Genomic DNA, 20618 nt, shown 5'->3' on the forward strand with positions numbered 1-20618 from the left:
GCTGGTGAGCGCTAAACTGGCGCTCGCAATGTTCTAGTCGCTTTCCTCTTCTGACCACGGATGTACTGGCATTGGTGTGGAGGCGACGTCAGGAAGGTCGGCGCGGTTTCGCTCCGGCCTTTTTTGTTGCCGATGGCTCTAGGCGTCATCCGCAAAGGCTGCACTTCTCTAAAATCGAAAAGCCCCAGCTACCGCGATCTCATTGAGCATCGAAGTTCATGGGAGATTATAGTCGGCGACGCGGTCGGCGCATGCGATTGGCACGGAACTTCAGGCCGTTCGTGACGTTACAATATGAGTATACTGTACAGACCGATTTCAGTACGGCGGCTCAGCGCGTGAGCATAGGAGCGCGACGGGCGCTTATACGTCATGAGCTTGACTTTGAGTTTTCAATATGAGAACATAAAGTGAACAAATGGAGATATCCATGAGCAAAGCAGAGCAAGTCATTGAACGTGCCATGACCTTTGTCGCGGTCTCGAAGGCCCTTCGGGAGCGGGAGCAGGAGCGGCTTGCCAATTGGAAACGCCGCGTCGACATCAGCCGACCGCTACCGCCCTTGCCGCGCGCTGTTCAGCTTTCATTGAAACTGGATAGCTGAGGCGGCGGAGGTGGTAACAGCACTCGGCCGGCTGTGGGCGCTCGCCTGCCGGCGGGCGCCCTGTTCTTTAAATCCTATCAAGCCTTGAAGAAGGCCAGCAGATCGGCATTGATGACGTCTGCATGCGTCGTGGCCATGCCGTGCGGGAAGCCCTTATAGACTTTCAGCGTGCCGTTCTTCAGCAGCTTGATGGAGAGAAGAGCCGCATCTGCGATCGGAACGATCTGGTCGTCATCGCCATGCATGACGAGCGTCGGCACTTCGATCTTCTTCAGATCCTCGGTGAAATCGGTTTCCGAGAAGGCCTTGATGCAATCATAATGCGCCTTGGTGCCACCCATCATGCCCTGGCGCCACCAATTGTCGATGATGCCCTGCGACACCGCCGCACCGGGGCGGTTGAAGCCGTAGAACGGTCCCGACGGAATATCGCGGTAGAATTGGGCGCGATTGGCGGCAAGAGCAGTCCGAAAGCCGTCGAATACTTCCAGCGGCAGGCCGCCCGGATTCTTGTCGGACTTGACCATGACTGGCGGCACGGCACCGATCAGCACTGCTTTCGCAACCCGGCCGTGATGGCCATACTGGCCCACATAGCGGGCGACTTCACCGCCGCCGGTGGAATGGCCGACGTGGATGGCACCTTTCAGATCGAGATGCTCGGCAAGGGCGGCCACGTCAGCGGCGTAAGTATCCATCTCGTTGCCGGTCGCTGTCTGGCTGGAGCGGCCGTGGCCGCGGCGATCATGCGCGATGACGCGGTAGCCTTGATTGAGGAAGAACAACATCTGGGCATCCCAGTCATCGGCGCTCAAGGGCCATCCGTGATGGAAAACGATCGGCTGCCCTGTTCCCCAATCCTTGTAGAAAATCTCGGTTCCGTCCTTGGTGGTGATCGTGCTGCTGCTCATTGTGTCCTTCCCTTTCGAAGATTGCTTTGTAGAGGCTTGCGCAGGTTGAGCGAAAGGCGTGATGGCGGCGGCGGCAAGGCCGAGCCCGGCTGTCATGACGCCCCGGCGGGTAGCTTGATGCATCGACTGGCTCATTTCAATCTCCACTAAAAATATATCGTGCGATTTATTATCGCGACATTCATATCTGTAGAGAACCGTTTCACCCTTGTCCATATAAAAATTTATTTTGCGATTATTTATCGCGATATATAATTCCACCAACGAAGTCGAAGGCCTTGCTTTCGCCAAAACCACGCCCTTCGGAGCCGCCTGCCCCACAGACGACCGGGCGTTCCAACATCATCCGCGTCGATTATTGCGCCGGCTTATCCGCGAAGTGCGAAAGTGCAAACTCGGCCACTCTCGCAACCGACCTCCTGGCATCGTCGAGCCAGAACGGAAAAATCTGCCATTGATGGATCATGCCGGGCCAGATCTCCAGGCTCACATTGCCGCCCGCCTGCTCCACCTTGTCCGCCAGACGCGTACTGTCGTCGAGCAATGTTTCCCGCGAGCCAACTTGTATCAGCAGCGGCGGAAATCCGCCGAAATTGGCATAGAGCGGTGATATATCGGGATCAACCGCGGAGTGACCACGCGCGAAGGCGTCTCGGATGACCGTCAGCTCGGCCTTGCCCATGAACGGATCACTCGCAGCGTTGGTAACCAGCGACGCTCCCGTTGCCGCAAAATCGGTGACAGGGCTCATGGCAATCACGGCTGCGGGAAGCGCACCCCTCAGGCGAAGCTGGTTCAGGACGACCTCGATAGCCAGCGTCGCCCCCACGGACTCGCCGGCGATCACGATATTTCCGGCCTTGTATCCCGACATCAAAAGCCAGCGATAGGCAGCGATCGCATCGTCTGTCTGGGCCGAAAAGCCATAGTCCGGTGCGAGACGATAATCGATGATCAGCACGTCGGCTGACGCCGCCTTGGCGAGCGAGGAAGCGATGTTGCGATGCGTCCTGAGCGAGCCGCTGTAGAAGCCGCCTCCATGCAGATAGAGGATCGCCCGCCTGCCGATTGGATGATGGAGCCTTGCCGGCCACATGAGATCGGCATCGACGCCATTGGCGTCGACACGGCGAATCTGCACCCGCGTCGCATCCGGCGTCGCCGCCATCAATGTTTCGAAATCGGCGCGACGGTGTAGCAGGTCCTTGTCGGACATGGCGCCGTTTTCGCGTATGACACCGATCAACTTCTCGATCTGCTCGCTCGACGCCTTCGTCTGCGGCGGCAAATCAACCACCTCTGCCGCAAATGCCGATGCGAACGGCACAAAGCCAAATACTGTCACAACAACCATCGTCATGGCAAAGAGGATTGTGCAGCGAAGTGACCGGAACTCGTTCATAAGATAAGCCTTTTCCCTCAAGGCCGAACAGGATGTCGCAACGCTACGGTCGCAGAAATGCGCTTTGAGTCAAGCAGAGCAGAGAACGAGATGGATTGATTGGCGGTTGATGGCCAAGCGGCGCGGGCTTGGCCATCAGCTGTAATGTACGCCCTTGTACATCACATAGCCGACCGGATGATGCGTGAAATGAAGAACAGGCAATACCGGATTGCTGTTATCGTCCGTGGGGTAAGCAGAAGCGATCGGGATATATTCGCCCTGCAGCTCGATCGGCTCGCCCGCCTTCAGGTCGGGAATCTCGTGATCCAGCCCCTCGTCGTCGCCAAAGCGAACGGCGACGAAAACGGTCTGCCCATTGATATCCTCGTCGCCACCGTCGAACTTCAGCACTGCGCTGATTGTGACGGTAAAATGCTGATGGTTTGCCCCGTGGTGATTGTCCGGGGCCTCGAACACATGGGCTATGGTGCCCTGGACGCGCGCCAGCGGCGCGCCCAGCGAGTGCGAAAACCGGTGGTGGGGCAGGATCTTGGTCGCGCGATTGCTCATGATCACCTCGATGGGAATGCCGATCGGACCGGCGGTATGATCGACTGATTATCGATCTTCCATTGCAATGAGGTGACAGACGGGATGTGAGAAACCCCGGAAGCTCAATCGGCCTGTCGCGCCGCCGCCAAACGAGCCATGATCGCCTCACGCGCCGTCCGTGAGCCGGCAAGACGTGCCTTCGTCTTTGCCAAGACATCGGCGCTCGCCTCTTCCGGCAGACCGGAATGAAACGGCGGCTCAGGCGCATATTCCAGCGACAGCTGAATTGTTTCCGCCTCTTCTCGATCCCGCAAGGCTGCAACGATGGTCAGTCCGAAATCGATGCCGGCTGTAACGCCGCCCGCGGTGAAGATATTGCCATCCCGCACGACGCGCCCCGGCGTGGCGATGGCGCCGAAGCCCGCGAGAAAATCCTTGGCGTTCCAATGGGTCGTCGCCTTCTTGCCTTTTAGCAGACCGGCAGCGCCGAGCACCAGGGCGCCGGTGCATACCGATGTCACGAAGCGTGCTTGCTCCGCCTGCTTGCGGATGAAAGCCAGAACTGTTTCATCCTCCAGCAGCGCGTTGACACCGCTGCCGCCGGGCACACAGATGACGTCGAGCTGCGGGCAGTCGGCGAAAGTCGTCGTCGGCTGCAGTACCAGCTTCGTTGCCGAAATGACGGGCGATCGATCCTTCCAGACAAGATGAACTTCGGCATCGTCCATCGATGCGAATACCTCATAGGGCGCCGTCAGATCGAGTTGCTGGACGCCTGGGAAGGCGAGCAGGCCGAAGCGAATGGTCATGATACGTCTCCAGTGATTGACTTTGCCAATCTTATGCGAAAACAATTTGGCGCATTTGCCAATCAACCCTCATTTCTTGCCAATCATGCGCCGCATCGAGATACTCGCCTTCGAGAATGCCCAGCTGCTGGATATCACCGGTCCGCTGCAGGTTTTCACCAGCGCCAATGAAACCGCGTCCAACAATGGCCTGCCTCAGCCCTACGAGGCCGTCGCCGTCGCGGCCGGCACACAAACCAGGACCAGCGCGGGTCTTGTGCTGCTGACGGAGCCGCTCGGCGACACCAGTGGCTCGCTCGACACTTTGCTGATCGCCGGCGGCTGGGGCGTCAACAAGGCTTGCGAAGACTTGGAGCTGGTCGAATGGATACGACGGCGATCAGCCAGCGCCCGGCGAACCGCCTCCGTCTGCAGCGGCGCCTTTCTGCTTGCCGAAGCCGGACTTCTCGACGGGCGACGGGCGGCAACCCATTGGAACCGCATCGAGGAATTTTCGAAGCGCTTCCCTCGAGTGAAGCTCGAACCTGATCCGATCTTCGTTCAAGACGGGCAGATCTGGAGCTCGGCCGGTGTCACCGCAGGTATCGATCTTGCCCTTGCGCTCGTCGAGGCGGACCTCGGGCGCAAGCTGGCGCTTTCGGTGGCGCGAGAACTCGTCGTCTTCCTGAAGCGACCGGGTGGCCAGGCGCAATTCAGCTCGGCACTGCGCCTGCAGCAAAGCGACGAACGCTTCGACCGTCTGCATGCCTGGATCATGGACAATCTGCGCGCTGACCTTTCCCTGCCTGCCCTTGCTGAGCAGGCGAATATGAGTGCGCGCAGTTTCTCCCGTCATTACGTGAAAGGCACGGGGCGCACACCGGCCAGAGCCGTGGAAGACATTCGCATCGAAGCTGCGCGCCGCCTTCTCGAAGAAGGGTTAACGGTTCATCAAGCACGGACGCGCTGCGGCTTCGCGTCGGAAGAGACAATGCGGCGCAACTTCATGCGGAAATTCGGGACGACTCCGCAGGCATTTCGCGATCATTTCGGCTAGGCAGCCGCCGTCCGATGATGAACGCAAAATCGCCATCAACCCGGCAATAGTCATCTGACGATCCCGCCGCAAACACCCATCACAGGTCAGGTGTCAAATGTCTCGCTTCGATGCCATCGTCCGAAAGTCTGCAGTCGTGGCCATGTCTCTCCTGTTGGCGGATGTCGCCCAGGCGCAGGCCGCCGACCTGCGAAGCCCGTGGGACACGCCTGTCTCCGCGCAAAAGACCGAGCCATTCACGTGCCCCACGCCACCCAACCTGCCGACGTCTATCAAGGCCGCCGATTATTATAGCGACGCGGCACATTCCATCGTCGATCCCGTGCGCAAGAAGGCCTATGACGAAGCGACCGGCAGTCTGCGTGCGGCAATGCGAACCGTCAATGCCATGGCCGACCGCTATCGAGCCGGAGACGGTGAAGCCAGCGCGACCTGCGCCGCACATTTCCTCGACAGCTTTGCCACCAGCGGCGCGCTGACCGGCGCCACGGCGACGAACCAGGCAGTCTATGTGCAGGGTTGGGTGCTTGGCTCCTTCGCGGTCACCTGGCTCAAAATCCGCTCCGATACCAACATCCCCTCAGATCAACGCTCGCGGATAGCGGGATGGCTCGCCGACGTCGCATCGCACAACATCACCTACTACCAACAGCGAGACGATAAGAGCGACGGACGCAACAATCATCGCTACTGGGCCGGGTTTACCGCCACGGCTGCCGGCATTGCGGCAAATCGAAAGGATCTGTTCGATTGGGGCGTCGGCAGCTTCAAGATCGGCGCGAGCCAGATCCAACCGAATGGAACCTTGCCGCTGGAAATGGTGCGGCGATCCAGAGCGCTCCACTATCATATTTTCGCCGCCGCTCCTCTCGTGACAATAGCGGAATTGGCCTCCGCCAATGGTATCGATCTCTACGCGGCCGATGACAATGCCTTGCCTCGTCTCGTTCGGGCGGTCGTTGCCGGGATTGACGACCCTTCCTCCTTTGCCGCTGCAGCCGGGGCTCAACAGGTAGGAATGCACCTTCAGGCGGACGACATCGCCTGGGCAGTCCCCTTTGAACGCCGCTTTCCAGCCCCTGCGCTTGATGCGCTGCTGAAGAAGCTGCCATCACGCAGCATGCCTTATCTTGGCGGCCTGCCGCCGAACTAATGGTGATGATCGATCGGCACCGACCGTGTTTGACCTTTTCCTCGTCATGCGAGCCACCTAAGGTCAGGCAAATCAAGAATACACAAGAGGCCGCAGACGCAATGACAACACATCGCTTCGTTCCAAACACCTACCACAATGTCATCGGCTCGTTGCCGCCCGCCCTGCACATCGCCGATGGCGATACCGTCATTACCGAAACGCTCGATGCGGCCGGTTATGACAAGCACGATATCAATCGCATCTCGGGCCCCAATCCGATGAACGGCCCGATCTTCGTCGAAGGGGCGGAACCGGGCGATTCTCTCAAGGTCGAAATTCTGACCATGGTGCCGACACGCGATACGGGATTCACCCGCAGCGTCGTTGCCGGCAATGTCGTCGATCCGCGCGATGTGAGAGCCCTGCCGGAGAGCAAGAAGGTGATCTGGCAAATCGATCGTCAGGCCCTGGCGACCAGGCTTGCAGAGCCGGTCGCCGGCCTTGAGGCACTCACGCTGCCACTCGCGCCGATGATCGGCTGCTTTGGGGTGGCGCCTTCGCTCGGCCAGGCGATCTCGACCGCCACCAGCGGCGAGTTCGGCGGCAACATGGATTACCGGCTGCTCGGACCGGGCACGACCGTCTGGTTCCCGGTATCGGCGCCGGGCGCCCTTTTCTTCCTCGGTGATTGCCATGCGGTACAGGGAGACGGCGAGATCGTCGGCACGGGGATCGAGACCACCTTCGAGGTGACGGTGCGGCTGAGCGTGGAGAAGAGGAAGACCATCATCTGGCCGCGCGGCGAAACGGCCGACGACATCTTCACCATCGGCAATGCCCGGCCACTCGACCAAGCGCTACAGCACGCCACGAGCGAGATGCTGCGCTGGCTCGACTCTGATTATGGTCTCGACAAGACCGCTGCCAGCCACCTGCTCGGTCAGGTCGTGCGTTACGATGTCGGCAATGTCTTCGACCCGGCCTACACCATGGCCTGCCGGGTTTCGAAATCCTGGTTGAAGCGGCGCTAACCCTCAGCCCGCATCCTGCGCCTCGTCGCGCCGTTGGCGCGACACGTTGCTTTCCTGCCGTTCCCGCGCCATGCGGCTGACGGCGGCACGCAATTGCGGGTGTCGCGACATGAACAGGTTGAAATCGCGGCGTTCCAGCACGAAGAGCTGACAGAAATCGACGGCGACCACATCGGCGGTGCGGCGCGCGCCCGTCAATAGAGCCATTTCGCCGAAGAAGGCGCCTGCGCCGAGCGGAATCTCGTCCTCCTCGAGTTGCACTTCCACGGCGCCGGAGGCGATGAAGAACATGCTGTCGCCGCGGTCGCCTGTGCGGATAACGCGATCACCCGGAGAGGCCGATCTCGGCCGGAAAAGCAACAGAAGCTCTTCATGCGCATTGTCATCCAGCTCGGCAAACATCGGAAAGGTTTCGATCAGCTGCTCGATCTCGAGATGATGCTGCTGATCCCGTTCTTCACGCTGCTTGCTGATAATGGTCAGCTCGCGGCGCAGCCCATCCTGCTTTGCCATGCCATATTTGTTGGCCAGCGATGGCCACCGCGCAAACGTCCAATTCTCGATTTTCTCGACCGCGAAGAAGGCCAACGGATTGAGCGTGATCGACAGGATCGCACCTGCGAGAATGAGATCCTGCCCCTCTCGCGATAGCAGGCCGAGCGAAACACCAAGTCCAGCCAAGATGAAAGAAAATTCGCCGATCTGCGCCAGACCGGCGGCAACGGCAAATCCCATGCTCGCCGGATAACGCAGCAGCAACACCACACCGAAAGCGATCAACGACTTGCCGAGCATGATGAGCGCGAGCACGCCCCCAACCATCAACGGTTCGCGCACCAGCACCGAGGGATCGAACAGCATGCCGACGGAGACGAAAAACAGCACCGAGAAGGCGTTCTGCAACGGCAGGGAATCGGCCGCCGCCCTATGGCTGAGATGCGATTCACTCATCACGAGCCCGGCAAAGAAAGCCCCGAGCGCGAAGGAAACGCCGAAGATCTCCGCCGCCCCGAAGGCGATGCCAAGCGCGATCGCCAGAACCGACAGCGTGAAGAGCTCACGCGAGCCCGTGCGGGCAACGGATGTCAGCAGCCAGGGGACGATGCGCGGACCTATGAAGATCGCGACAAGAGCAAAGGCGGCAACCTTGACCAGTGTCATGCCGATCGTCAGCCAGATCGAACCGGATGCCGCATGCTCGCCGGCATCCGTGTGGCCGCCCATGACACCGGCAAAGGCCGGCAGCAGCACGAGCGCCAGCACCATGACCAGATCTTCGACGATGAGCCAGCCGACTGCGACGCGGCCATTCGTCGAACTCACCAGATTGCGCTCTTCCAGCGCTTTCAGCAGTACGACCGTACTGGCGACGGCAAGGCTCAGTCCCAGCACTACGCCGGCACCGACGCCCCAGCCCCAGAGGGAGGCCAAGCCGATGCCCAACAGGGTGGCTATCAGGATCTGGCCGATGGCGCCTGGAATGGCGACACCGCGCACCGCGAGCAGATCAGCCGCCGAAAAATGCAAGCCGACCCCGAACATCAGCAGGATGACGCCGATCTCGGCCAATTGCGATGCGAGCGAAACATCGGCGACAAAGCCCGGCGTCGACGAGCCGATGATCACGCCCGCAACCAGATAGCCAACCAATGGCGGCAGGTGCAGCCTGTCGGCCAGATAGCCGAAAACAGCCGCGAATACGAAGCCAGCGGCAATCAATGCGATCAATGCAACGTCGTGCGGCACGGCAGTCCTTCCCGTTTCACGGCGTTAAGCCCGTTTCTCTTTGTTTCAGGCTACCTAAAGCATTTTCGCTCTTCTTCGAATAGCGAAAGGGCTCTGCCGCTTTGTTTTTACGCATTCCGGACGGAAACCGCTGCGCACTTTTCCTGGAAATGCTTGCATCGCTTCTGCCGGGCCGTCTACGGGATCGTGCAAAATGGAAGAAAACGCCGCCTCGTGCCAGCAAGGCGACGTCGATAGATATCTTACTGATCGAGAACGATCTGCAGCTTTACATCCGTGGGCCGTGCTTCGACGGCGCGGTCGAAGGCCTTGACGGACTCCTCGAAGGCGAAGGTCTCCGAGATCAACGGCTTCAGATCGACGCGACCCGAGGCAATCAGCGCGATGGAGCGTTCATACTGGTGGGCATAGCGGAACACCGTCTCTATGCGGATTTCCTTGGTCGATGCCGTCGAAACATCGAAGCCGACCGGATTGACCGGCAGGCCGACGGCAACGACGGCGCCACCTGGACGCGGCAGCGCCATGAGAGTTTCCCAGGCCTTGGGTGAGCCAGAGCATTCGAAGACGACATCCGCACCCCAGCCATCCGTCAGGCGATTGATCTCCTCGACCAAGTTCTTCTCGCGAATATTGACCGGAATGACGCCCTGATATTGGGCGGCGATATCGAGTTTCGGCTGGGCAAGGTCGGCAACGACCGCCCGCGCGCAGCCGCCGGCAAGCGCTGCGATCGCCACCATGATGCCGATCGGGCCGGCGCCGAGGACGACAGCCGTATCGCCTGGGGTGATGCGCGCCTTGGTCGCCGCCTGCATGCCGACAGCAAAGGGCTCGATCATCGCCCCTTCTGCAAAGCTGACATTGTCAGGCAGCTTGAAGGTATAGTTGGCCGGATGAACGACGAAGGGCGTCAGCACACCATGGATCGGCGGCGTGGCCCAGAAGGTGACGGCGGGATCGACATTGTACAGGCCGAGGCGGCTGGCCTTGGAATTCGCATCGGGAATACCCGGCTCCATGCAGACACGATCGCCGACCTTCAGATGCGTGACACCCGCGCCGAGTTCGACCACCGTACCCGCGGCTTCATGCCCGAGCACCATCGGCTCGTTAACGATGAAGGGGCCAATCTTGCCGTGGGTGTAATAATGCACGTCGGAGCCGCAGACACCGACCGTATGGATCTTGATCTTCACCTCGCCCGGCCCGACCTCCTGCGGCAGATCGATATCGCGGATCGCCAGTTCATGCTGACGCTCCAACACCAGGGCACGCACCTTGCTCATCACGTTCTTCCTCTTTTCAAAGCAACCAGTAGTTCCGCCGCCGCGGAAACGAATGTCTCACCCGTTATATCGCCAGGGTGGGTACCGCAAAATAACCTTTGCACGGATGCAAGCTGGATCGCTCAACGGATGTAGCAAAACAATCCAACACCTGAGATTATTAGAAAAATCTAATTATTTAACATCCTATTGCCAATATTGACTGGAGTTCCATTTCTTGCCTTTCTAATAATCGAGGAAAAAAGGGAGGGCTCATTATGGCAGTATACGATTGGAGCGGGCACCGCGTCCGCCGGATGAAAGTGCTGCGCACCGCAAGCTTTGCGATGCTCTTGATCATCCTGATGGCCATACCGGCAATATTGTTGCACTATAATCTTATCCAATACCCACATTGAACGAACCTGCAATACACACCGCTACGCCGCCTTCTTCACGCCGGCCTTCGGTTTGCGTGACACATTATCGCCAGCCTTGCGATCAAGCGGCAGGCAGTCCAGCACGGCGAGCAGCGCAATAATCCCGAGCAGGACAAAGGCGAGGCGAAACTCGATGGCGACGATGCCGCCCATGCCAAGCGGCGCGCTCACGGCCTGACCGATACGGATACCGATCGCGCCCACAGCGATACCCATACCCATCGTCAGCTGAAAAACAGTGCTGAACAGCGTATTGGCGCCCGTCATCTGTCGCGGCGGAATGTCGGCGAAGGCAATTGTGTTCAATGCCGTGAAATGCATCGAGCGGCACATGCCGCCGATGAACAGCACCGGCACGATGAACCAAAGTGGCGTATCGGGCGAAAACAAAGCGCAGGCGGCAATGAAGACGGCATTCAGGATGCCATTGACGATCAGCACCGGTTTGAAGCCGAAGCGGCGCAGGATCGGTGTCGTTGCCGGCTTCATCGCCAGATTCCCGGCAAAAACCGCCAGCGTCAGCATGCCGGCATGAAAGGCGCTGAGCCCGAAGCCGACCTGAAACATCAGCGGCAGCAGGAACGGCACCGCGCCGATGGCCGTGCGAAACAGCGACCCACCGGAGATGGTGACTGCAAAGGTCGGCAGCTTCAATCCGGAGAGATCGATGAGCGGATGCTCTGTCCTTCGGAAATGAAAAACGGATAGGGTCAGAAGGACCAGTCCGACCGCCACATAGGCTCCAGCTTCCAGCCAGACAGGATCGGGGCGACCGATCAATTCCAGTCCATACATCAGGCTTGCCAACCCAACGCCGCTGACGATGAACCCGACCCAGTCAAAAGGTGGTCGCGCCGTGCTCTTGGTTTCGGGAATGAGCATGAGCGAAAAAACGAATGCCAAAATACCGAGCGGCAGATTGAGGAAGAAAATCCAGCGCCAGCTCGCATGGTCGGTAATGAAGCCGCCGAGCGGTGGTCCCAGCACCGGCGCGACCAGCGCCGGCCAGGTGATAGTCGCAATTGCCGAAATCAACTTGTCCTTCGGAGTGTTGTTCAGGACGACAAGCCGGCCCACCGGCACCATCATCGCCCCGCCAATACCCTGCAGGATACGCATGGCGACAAACGAGCCAATGCCGTTGGCAAAGCCGCACAGGACCGAGGCGAGTGTGAAGATGACGACAGCCGTGGTGAACACCAGCCGCGCGCCGAAGCGATCGCTGATCCAGCCGCTGATCGGAATGAAGACCCCAAGCGTCAGAAGATAGGCGCTCATGCCGATATTGAGATCGACCGGACGGGCACCGAAGGACACCGCCATCTGTGGCAGCGCCGTCGCGATGACCGTGCCATCCAGATTTTCCATGAAAAAAGCACCGGCCACGAGCAAGGCGATCAACAGCGGCCGCGAGCTCGCCACTGTCTGCTTTTCCTCCCGCTGTCCGCGCGTGGACATGTCATTCATTCGTCAGCCACTCCGAATCCTCCCGGCATTTCACCGCATTTAAACGCTTCGGCAACGTTTACGATAGATCGAAATCGTCCCATCAATCGCTCTGCCGATCACGTTTCGCCTATTGAAGGGGGCGCAATTTGATCGCTGTTCCACTCAGCCTCACGGTGCGGACAAGTGCGGAGCGTCGTGCGCCCAAGCATTGCATCGGTAAACGGAGTGGTCACAGCGGGCCAGTAGGCATTCACGCACAAGACATGGTAGGGTTTTTCGTCGAAACATGCCGCATGAAGAACGACAGGATCGATATCGGAACACTATGGAACAGCCTCAAACAAGCCGAGACATCAGCATGAAGCCTCTCAAGCAAGTATAGACTGATGATTATTCTCTCGATGGCGCAGCAATAGGAATGAGAGCCCCGCATAATGAAACAAAGCCTTGACGCAATGCCCACTCCGCCCACCCCGGAGTCGAAACTGATCGTAACGCAATCACCATTCGATGCCTTTGTGCGAAAATACGGTACGATCCCTCGGCGCGGCGTCTTCGGCTATTTCGTCCACGAGCTTGGTCGCCGCATCGTCGGCGGGCACTATCCGGTCGGCACGACATTGCCGAACGAGCCAGACCTCGTCGAACAATTCGGCATCAGCCGCACCGTCATCCGCGAGGCGATGAAATGCCTTGCCGGTAAGGGGCTGGTGGAAATCAAGACCCGTGTCGGCACACGCGTCAAGGAACGCTCCAACTGGCATCACCTCGATACCGATGTCATGGTCTGGTATTACGAGACCGGGCCTTCGGTGGAAATCATGCGCGCGATCAAGGATCTCCGGCTTGCACTGGAGCCGGAAGCAACGGCCCGCGCGGCTGCGCGCTGCACCGAGCAGGACATTGCCGCCATTCGCTCCGCTTACGAAGACATGGCTTCCAGCATCGGTGACATCAACACCAATGCCGATGCCGACCTGCGCTTTCATACGGCGATTTTCGCCGCCACCCACAACATGATCTATTCGCAGTTGATCGACCTGATCGCAGTCGGGATCTATGCCAATCGCACGCTTTCAGGTCTCGAGGATATCGCGGAGGGCCAGAAGCGCGCCCTGCCCTTTCACAAGGCCATTCTCGATGCGATCGCCGCGCGCGATTCCGAGGCAGCGCTTCAGGCCTCCCGGCGCCTGCTCGAATCCTGGCTTATGACCTACGACGACACCTGATCCGCTTGCCCCGACGCAGAACAGATACCGGCGCCCGAAGCAAGTGCCGGTATCGTTCCATCAATGCGTCATGGCATCCTGCGCATCCGTCTTGACTGCCGCCCGGCGACCGGCGTCGTGAGCCACCGGAATGAGCCAGATGGTTGCGAAGGTCGTGACGGCGACAACGACGACTGCCCAGAAGCTCCAATGCAGAGCGGCGTCAAAAACACCCCTGATGGCCGGATCGCCGCCGAGATCGGAAAGCCCGGTTGGCTGGTTCAGAAGGTCGTGTAGCCTGGTAGCCAGTTCGCCGCTGCCGTAATGCGCGATGCCGACATTCATGATCGCACCCAGCGCCGTGGCGCCAAGCGTATTGCCGAGGCTGCGCGAGAAGATGATCGACGCGGTCGCGCTGCCGCGCATCGACCACTCGACGCTCTCCTGCACCAGCACGACACTGGTGAGGCTGATGAGGCCCATGCCGAAGCCCATCAGAAACGAGCCGACTCCGGCGATGATCGGGCTGCTTTCCGGGGTGAGGAAGAGGAGAAAGAGAGCACCGAACGGAAACATGAAGCTGCCGGCGCGCAATGTCCTGCGGATGCCGAACATGCGGAAGAACCGGCTGGCTAACATCACCGCCAGCGGCCAGCCGACGATCAGCATGGTCAGGGTGAAGCCGGCCTCAAGTGGCGAACGGCCAAGGACACCCTGAACATAGATCGGCAGAACCGTCGTCAGGCCGATCAAGGCCATGCCGGCAAGTAGGGTCGCGGCATTGCTGGTTGCGATCAATCGCTGGCTCCAGAGCGTGATCGAGATGATCGGCTCAGGCGCCCGCCTTTCCTGCCAGATGAACAGGATGCCGCTGACAATAAAGACGATCGCTAGCGGGCCAAGAACGGCAAAGCCGGAATCGGTCTCCGTCAGAATGATCAGCAGCGATACGATCGAGATCGAAAACAGGAACGTGCCGAGATAGTCGATCTTCGCTTCCCGCGGCGTGATGCGCTCATGCAGGAAGAATATGAAGCCGGCGATGGAAAGGACGCCAACCGGCAGGTTGATCCAGAAGATCCACGCCCAGGAGAGATTGTCGACGATGATGCCGCCGGCGAGCGGACCGATGACGGCCGACACCGCCCAGACACTGGCAAGCGCGCCCTGCACCTTGGCACGCTCTTCCAGCTTGTAGAGATCGCCGACCACCGTCATCGTCACGGGCTGGATGGCGCCGGCGCCCAGGCCCTGCAACAGCCTGAAAGCGATCAGCGATGCCATCGACCAGGCAAAGCCCGCAAGCGTCGAGCCGACGAGAAAGATCAGTATGCCGCCGATCAGCATGGGCTTGCGGCCGAAAATATCGGAAAGCTTGCCATAGATAACCGTCGTGGTGGACTGCGCCAGCAGAAAGGCCGAGAAGACCCAACTGTAATAGGTGAACCCGCCGAGCTGACCGACAATGCGCGGCATGGCGGTCGCGACAATCGTCGCTTCGACGGCAACCATGAAGGTCGCAAGCATGATCGAGACGATGACCAACGGGCGTCTCGAGCGATCGACCGTGCTGGACATGGTATTCCTTTCTGACTGCTGCACCCGGCATCGAATACGCACAGACCGTCGAGGCGGCATGGTTGAGCGTTTGATTTTTGGAATCGGCGCCGGAAGACGAGGCGACTGAGGGGGATTTTGCCTAAATTGTTATGATAAGCATTGCATACTGATATGGGGCGGTGTCAACTGTTTAAACGCAACTGCAGATCGCGTGGATTGACTGAATCCATCGATTGCGATGTACGCAAATAAGCTCTCCGCTAAATTTATTTCCGTTGATTTGTTTATTTTCTGAACTTATTGTCGGAAAAACAGACTAAAATCTGAGGCGGAACGTCGAATTGCTCACCTCTTCCCAGCAGCAGCTTCTGCGCGTGATCAGCCAATCAGGCCCTTTGAGCCGCACTGTTCTCGCAGCATCCATGGGTTTGAGCAAAGCTGCCATGAGCGGAATTGCCCGCGACCTGATCTCCCTTGGCGTCCTGCACGAGACGGAGACAATCTATGGCCAGGGCCGCCCGTCGATCCTGTTGGATCTGCACCCGGAGGGCGCCTTCTTCGTCGGTATTTCATTGCTTGAAGACCCCGCGCCGATGGTGCTCAGCGATTTCAACGGTAACATCGTCGCACGCCAGACCATGCCGCGATCGCGCGATCCGGAGGTTATCGCCGAATCGATAGCCGAGATGCTGCCGAGACTGCTGACGGAACGTGAGGACGCTCTCCGCAAGCTTTACGGCATCGGCATTGCGCTCTCGGGCTTTGTTGACGAGAAACAGGCAAACTGCGTCCAATCAACATTGCTCGGCTGGAAGGACGTGCCGTTCGCGAGCATCGTCAGACAGAAGACTGGCGTCGACACTTTCATCGAGAACGATGCCAAGGCAGTCGCCGTCAGCGAAAAGCTGTTTGGCAGCACGCGCGATGTGCAGAACTTCAGCGTCGTCTCATTCGATGAAGGCATAGGCTGCGCGCATTTCATCGGCGGCAATCTCTATCGCGGCAATCACGGCGGCGCCGGCGAGATTGCCCATTGCACCATCGAACCCAATGGCTCGCCCTGCCGTTGCGGCAAGCGCGGCTGCCTCGACACAGTCGCCTCGATGAAGGCGATCAAGGAAATGGCGAAGGCCGAAGGTCTCGCCTGCAATTCTCTCGACGATCTGGAAGCCGAGGCTTCGCTCGGCAATGCAGCCGCCATCCGCATCCTGCATCGCGCCGGCAATGCGCTTGGCCTGGCAATTGCCCATCTGATCCAGTTCAACGATCCCGGCATGATCCTGATCACCCATGTCGAGGGCCGCTTCGACGGCCTCTTCGGCACCGTCATGCGGCAGGCAGCCGAGGCGAACGTATTGCCGCGCTATGCCGGCCAGACGCCGATCCGCACGCAGCGCGTCGATGGCGATGTCTGGGCGCGCGGCGCCGCCAGCATTGCCGCCCATAATTTTCTGATTGGCCCCACCCCGAATTGAGGTTCCCATGCGCATTGCCGTCGGAGGCATTCACATCGAATGCAGCACCTATAATCCCGTCCTGAACGAGGAGAAGGATTTTCGCGTCCTTCGCGGCGAAGAACTGACAGCCGCGCCCTACTTCGCCTTCCTTCGGGATTATGACGGCGAATTCCTGCCGACCATCCATGCCAGGGCCATCGCCGGCGGTCCGGTCGCCCGTCATACATATGAAGCCTTCAAGGCGGAGTTCCTGGAGCGTCTGAAGCCATTGCTGCCGCTCGACGGGCTCTATCTTGCCATGCACGGCGCTATGTATGTCGAAGGCATGGAAGATGCCGAGGGCGACTGGATCAGCGCCGCACGCGCCCTTGTCGGCGACGATTGCATGGTTTCCGCCAGCTATGACCTGCACGGCAACGTCACCCAGCGCATCATCGATGGGCTCGACATGTATTCCACCTATCGGACCGCACCGCATATCGACGTCGAGGAGACAATGCGCCGCGCCGTCAAGATGCTGACGGAAAGCCTCAAGACCGGCGTGAAGCCGATCCTGCTCTGGGCGCCGATCCCAGTGGTGTTGCCGGGTGAGCGCACCAGCACGGTCGATGAACCGGCCAAAAGTCTCTACGACATGCTCCCCGGGATCGATGCCATTGATGGGGTCTGGGATGCCTCGCTGATGGTCGGCTATGTCTGGGCCGACGAGCCGCGCGCCACGGCCGCCGCCATCATGACCGGCACGGATCGTGCAGTTCTCGAACGGGAAGCGAAACGTCTCGCGCAGGCCTATTGGGATGTGCGCAAGGATTTCGTTTTCGGCTGCGAGACCGGCACCATCGAGGAATGCGTCGCCAAGGCGATCGTCAGCCCGACCGCGCCTGTGGTTCTGGCCGAATCCGGCGATAATCCCACAGGCGGCGGCGTCGGAGATCGCGCCGATGTGCTCGCTGAGCTTATCGCCAACAATGCGAAGGGCGTCATATTCGCCGGTATCGCCGATAAGGCAGCCACGGAAGCCTGCTACGCGGCCGGCATTGGCGCCACCCTCGATCTCTCGGTTGGCGCATCGCTCGATACGAAGGGAAGCAAGCCCGTAAAAGGCAGCTTCACCGTCAAATTCCTGTTTGAAACCTCAGACCCGATCGAGGCACAGGCCGTGGTCTCCATCAGCGGCATCGATCTTGTGCTGTCGGCAAAACGCCGCCCCTACCACAACCTCTCCGATTTCACGCGCCTTGGCCTCGATCCGCACAGTGCAAAGATCATCGTCGTCAAGTCAGGCTATCTCTCGCCGGAGCTGGCGCCGATCGCCAATCCGAACCTGATGGCGCTTTCGCCGGGGGTCGTCGACCAGTTCGTCGAACGCTTGCCACGTCTGCGCAAGACGAAGCCGACCTATCCCTTCGACAAGGACTTCGAGTTCACCCCCGAGACGGCGATCTCGGCGCGGGCCATCGGTCGCTGAACCTCAAGCCCGGCGGCAATACGCCGGGCAAAATCCATCCAGAATTGCACTCAGGCGGCCCTATTTCGCAGGCCGCTTCGATGCATTGCGCACAAACATTGTGCATTGCAGAAATTGCACAAAAAAGAGCTTGACGGCAGAGTTGTGTTGAACTTTTATTGAACCAATTGGAAATTGGTTCACACCCTCAACATGGTGATCAACAGCCTTCCGGAGAATTCGGTCTACGCCCTGGAAAAGCTCCGGGGCCTTTTGAATTCGGATGGACTGCCGGCGGACGGAAAACTTCCGACCGAACGCGCCCTGTCGGAAACCTTCGGCATCAGCCGCCGCGCGATCCGGCGGGCGCTGGAGGTACTGGAGGCCGAGGGTCGCGTCTGGCGGCGCCAGGGTTCTGGAACCTACGCAGGACAACGCCCAGACGGCTGGAGCGAGCATGTGAGCTCGCTGGTCGCCGGCACCGACCTCATGGAAGTCATGGAGGTGCGCCTGCGCATCGAGCCGCAATTGGCCCAGCTAGCAGCCATGCGCGCCAAGCCCGATGACATCGACCGCATGTATGAATTGACGAAGAAAATCACCGCCAGCGATGATGCCGACAGCCGCGAACTTTGGGATGGCGCGCTGCATCGACTGATCGCCGAGAGCGCCGGCAACCAGTTCTTTCTGACCATCTTCGACGTCATCAACCATGTCCGTCAGGACGAGGCATGGCAAACCATTCGTGAATTGGCCCGCAGCATCAATAAGACGCGCCCGGTCTCCTATGCGCAGCATATGGCGATCATCGACGCCATTGCGGCGCGCAACCCGATGCGTGCAGCCGAAGCCATGCGCGAACATCTGCTGATGCTCCAGGAAAGCCTGATCCGCATCACCTCGCTCGATGCGCGCCACCAGCAGGAACCGCTGACTGAAGAGGTAGGCTGACCAAAGGCCTGCTTGCACCAGACCACGGCCGGAGAGGAAACCGGCCGAAACTGCAAAAAACGAAAACTATAATCAGGAGAACAAGATGAAGATCGCCAAATTCCTGACATCGCTTGCCGCCGGTGCCTTGGTTGCATTGCCGGCTTTCGCTGTCGAACTCAAGATCGGCCTGCAGGATGACGCCGATGCGCTGGACCCGGCCCAATCGCGTACATTCGTCGGCCGCATCGTCTATACCGCGCTGTGCGACAAGCTTGTCGATGTCACGCCGGATCTGAAGTTCGTGCCGCAGCTCGCCACCTCGTGGAAGTGGTCGGCTGACGGCAAGCAGCTGATCATGGAACTGCGCCAGGGCGTCAAGTTCCAGGACGAGACGCCGTTCAACGCACAGGCGGTGGTCGATAATATCCAGCGCTACCAGACCTTGCCGGAATCGCGCCGCAAAAGCGAGCTCTCCTCCGTCGCCAAAGTCGAGGCATCGGGCGAATACCAAGTCACCTTCACCTTAAAGGCACCTGACGTCACGCTGCTCGCCCAGCTTTCCGACCGTTCCGGCATGATGGTCTCGCCGACGGCGGCGAAAGCCACCGGAGCGAAGTTCGGCGATCATCCCGTCTGCTCCGGGCCGTTCAAGTTCGTCGAACGCGTACAACAGGACCGCATCGTGCTTGAGAAGTTCCAGGATTACTGGAACAAGGACAATATCTTCATCGACAAGGTCACCTACCTGCCGATCCCCGACACGACGGTTCGCTTGGCAAACCTGCGCTCCGGCGATCTCGACATGATCGAGCGTGTGGCGGCATCCGATGTCGGCACGGTGAAGGCTGACCCCAATCTGGTCTATGCCGATGCGATCGGCACCGGCTGGCTCGGCGTTTATGCCAATGTCGGCAATGGTGCGCGCGCCGACAATCCGCTCGGCAAGGACAAGCGCTTGCGCCAGGCCTTCTCGCTGGCGATCGATCGCGAAGCCGCGATGCAGATCGTCTTTGACGGCACCGGTCTTGCCGGCAATCAGCCATTCGCGCCCAACAGCCCGTGGTTCGACAAGGACGTGCCGGTTCCCGCCCGAGACGTCGACAAGGCCAAGGCCCTCATCAAGGAAGCCGGCTTCGACCGGATCCCCGTCGAGCTTGCGGTCGCCAACAATCCCGTCTCGATGCAGATGATGCAGATCATCCAGTCTATGGTCGCCGAGGCCGGTTTTGACGTAACGCTGAAAACCACCGAATTCGCGACGCTGCTGGACGCGCAGTCGAGCGGCAACTACCAGCTCAGCCGTTCAGACTGGTCCGGCCGCTCCGATCCCGACGGCAATATCCAGCAGTTCGTGACGACGGGCGCCGGCCTCAACGATTCCAAATACAGCAATCCCGAGGTCGACAAGCTGTTGCTCGAGGCTCGCCAGTCGCAGGACAATGCCGTGCGCAAGCAGAAATACGATGCGGCAGAAGCCATCCTCGACAAGGACCTGCCGATCATCTTCCTCGGACATCAGGCCTGGATCTGGGCCTACAACAAGAAGGTATCCGGCTTCACTCCGTCCCCGGACGGGATGATCCGCCTTGTCGGCGTGAAGAAGAGCAACTGAGCCAAGACCGCCATGCGGGCTCTCCCCGCATGGCTC

General features: G+C 59.7%; 17 protein-coding genes. 9 read left to right on the top strand and 8 right to left on the bottom strand.

The genetic code is table 11. The annotated features are described in order from the left end of the window. Positions 1 to 430: 430 nt before the first annotated feature. Entirely contained in the window at positions 431 to 604 is a 174-nt protein-coding gene (locus ACQZ6F_RS04115; RefSeq protein ID WP_169055465.1) for a hypothetical protein, read from the top strand. 77 nt (positions 605 to 681) lie between these two features. Here ACQZ6F_RS04115 and ACQZ6F_RS04120 read toward each other — a convergent pair whose 3' ends face one another. The 4 genes from ACQZ6F_RS04120 to ACQZ6F_RS04135 all read right to left on the bottom strand — a co-directional run bounded on the left by ACQZ6F_RS04120 (position 682) and on the right by ACQZ6F_RS04135 (position 4260). Continuing rightward, positions 682 to 1515, bottom strand: coding sequence for an alpha/beta fold hydrolase (locus ACQZ6F_RS04120; RefSeq protein WP_136687288.1), 834 nt, complete (start codon positions 1513 to 1515; stop codon positions 682 to 684). A gap of 355 nt (positions 1516 to 1870) precedes the next feature. After that, positions 1871 to 2869 (bottom strand): alpha/beta hydrolase, encoded by a 999-nt coding sequence (locus ACQZ6F_RS04125; protein WP_449093133.1) that lies wholly within the window; start codon positions 2867 to 2869, stop codon positions 1871 to 1873. A 183-nt stretch (positions 2870 to 3052) separates the two neighbouring features. Next, entirely contained in the window at positions 3053 to 3469 is a 417-nt protein-coding gene (locus tag ACQZ6F_RS04130; RefSeq protein ID WP_449092761.1) for a hypothetical protein, read from the bottom strand. 104 nt (positions 3470 to 3573) lie between these two features. Continuing rightward, the gene (locus tag ACQZ6F_RS04135; RefSeq protein ID WP_449092762.1) at positions 3574 to 4260 is read right to left on the bottom strand and encodes a DJ-1/PfpI family protein; all 687 of its coding nucleotides are present in this window, start codon (positions 4258 to 4260) and stop codon (positions 3574 to 3576) included. A gap of 85 nt (positions 4261 to 4345) precedes the next feature. On the opposite strand from ACQZ6F_RS04135, the gene ACQZ6F_RS04140 reads away from it, so the two are divergent. The 3 genes from ACQZ6F_RS04140 (at position 4346) to ACQZ6F_RS04150 (ending at position 7462) form a co-directional block, all read left to right on the top strand. After that, complete coding sequence (locus ACQZ6F_RS04140) at positions 4346 to 5296, top strand: GlxA family transcriptional regulator (protein ID WP_449093134.1); 951 nt, start codon at positions 4346 to 4348, stop codon at positions 5294 to 5296. 97 nt (positions 5297 to 5393) lie between these two features. Continuing rightward, positions 5394 to 6449, top strand: a complete 1056-nt coding sequence (locus tag ACQZ6F_RS04145; RefSeq protein ID WP_449092763.1) for an alginate lyase family protein — start codon at positions 5394 to 5396, stop codon at positions 6447 to 6449. Between the two features lie 101 nt (positions 6450 to 6550). Continuing rightward, on the top strand, positions 6551 to 7462 hold the full coding sequence (locus ACQZ6F_RS04150; protein WP_449092764.1) for an acetamidase/formamidase family protein: 912 nt from the start codon (positions 6551 to 6553) through the stop codon (positions 7460 to 7462). Between the two features lie 3 nt (positions 7463 to 7465). Here ACQZ6F_RS04150 and ACQZ6F_RS04155 read toward each other — a convergent pair whose 3' ends face one another. The 3 genes from ACQZ6F_RS04155 to ACQZ6F_RS04165 form a co-directional block, all read right to left on the bottom strand. Beyond that, positions 7466 to 9208 (bottom strand): cation:proton antiporter domain-containing protein, encoded by a 1743-nt coding sequence (locus ACQZ6F_RS04155; RefSeq protein ID WP_077467742.1) that lies wholly within the window; start codon positions 9206 to 9208, stop codon positions 7466 to 7468. A 242-nt stretch (positions 9209 to 9450) separates the two neighbouring features. Beyond that, a complete protein-coding gene (locus ACQZ6F_RS04160) occupies positions 9451 to 10497 on the bottom strand; it encodes an NAD(P)-dependent alcohol dehydrogenase (protein ID WP_267549094.1) in 1047 nt (348 codons plus the stop codon). Positions 10498 to 10916: 419 nt separating this feature from the next. After that, the gene (locus tag ACQZ6F_RS04165; RefSeq protein WP_449092765.1) at positions 10917 to 12383 is read right to left on the bottom strand and encodes a DHA2 family efflux MFS transporter permease subunit; all 1467 of its coding nucleotides are present in this window, start codon (positions 12381 to 12383) and stop codon (positions 10917 to 10919) included. 416 nt (positions 12384 to 12799) lie between these two features. Between ACQZ6F_RS04165 and ACQZ6F_RS04170 the strand changes: the two genes are divergently transcribed. Further along, positions 12800 to 13594, top strand: coding sequence for a FadR/GntR family transcriptional regulator (locus ACQZ6F_RS04170; protein ID WP_449092766.1), 795 nt, complete (start codon positions 12800 to 12802; stop codon positions 13592 to 13594). A gap of 60 nt (positions 13595 to 13654) precedes the next feature. On the opposite strand, the gene ACQZ6F_RS04175 is transcribed toward ACQZ6F_RS04170, so the two are convergent. Then, positions 13655 to 15151, bottom strand: a complete 1497-nt coding sequence (locus ACQZ6F_RS04175) for an MDR family MFS transporter (RefSeq protein ID WP_449092767.1) — start codon at positions 15149 to 15151, stop codon at positions 13655 to 13657. 323 nt (positions 15152 to 15474) lie between these two features. Between ACQZ6F_RS04175 and ACQZ6F_RS04180 the strand changes: the two genes are divergently transcribed. The 4 genes from ACQZ6F_RS04180 to ACQZ6F_RS04195 all read left to right on the top strand — a co-directional run bounded on the left by ACQZ6F_RS04180 (position 15475) and on the right by ACQZ6F_RS04195 (position 20582). Next, a complete protein-coding gene (locus ACQZ6F_RS04180) occupies positions 15475 to 16608 on the top strand; it encodes an ROK family protein (protein WP_449092768.1) in 1134 nt (377 codons plus the stop codon). 7 nt (positions 16609 to 16615) lie between these two features. Continuing rightward, positions 16616 to 18058 carry a M81 family metallopeptidase gene (locus ACQZ6F_RS04185; protein WP_449092769.1) on the top strand — a complete coding sequence of 481 codons (1443 nt, stop codon included), beginning with the start codon at positions 16616 to 16618 and terminating at the stop codon, positions 18056 to 18058. Between the two features lie 192 nt (positions 18059 to 18250). Continuing rightward, positions 18251 to 18988, top strand: coding sequence for a FadR/GntR family transcriptional regulator (locus tag ACQZ6F_RS04190; protein ID WP_449092770.1), 738 nt, complete (start codon positions 18251 to 18253; stop codon positions 18986 to 18988). Positions 18989 to 19073: 85 nt separating this feature from the next. Next, on the top strand, positions 19074 to 20582 hold the full coding sequence (locus ACQZ6F_RS04195; RefSeq protein ID WP_449092771.1) for an ABC transporter substrate-binding protein: 1509 nt from the start codon (positions 19074 to 19076) through the stop codon (positions 20580 to 20582). The last annotated feature ends 36 nt before the right edge of the window (positions 20583 to 20618 follow it).

It is taken from the genome of Rhizobium sp. A22-96, from assembly GCF_053521805.1.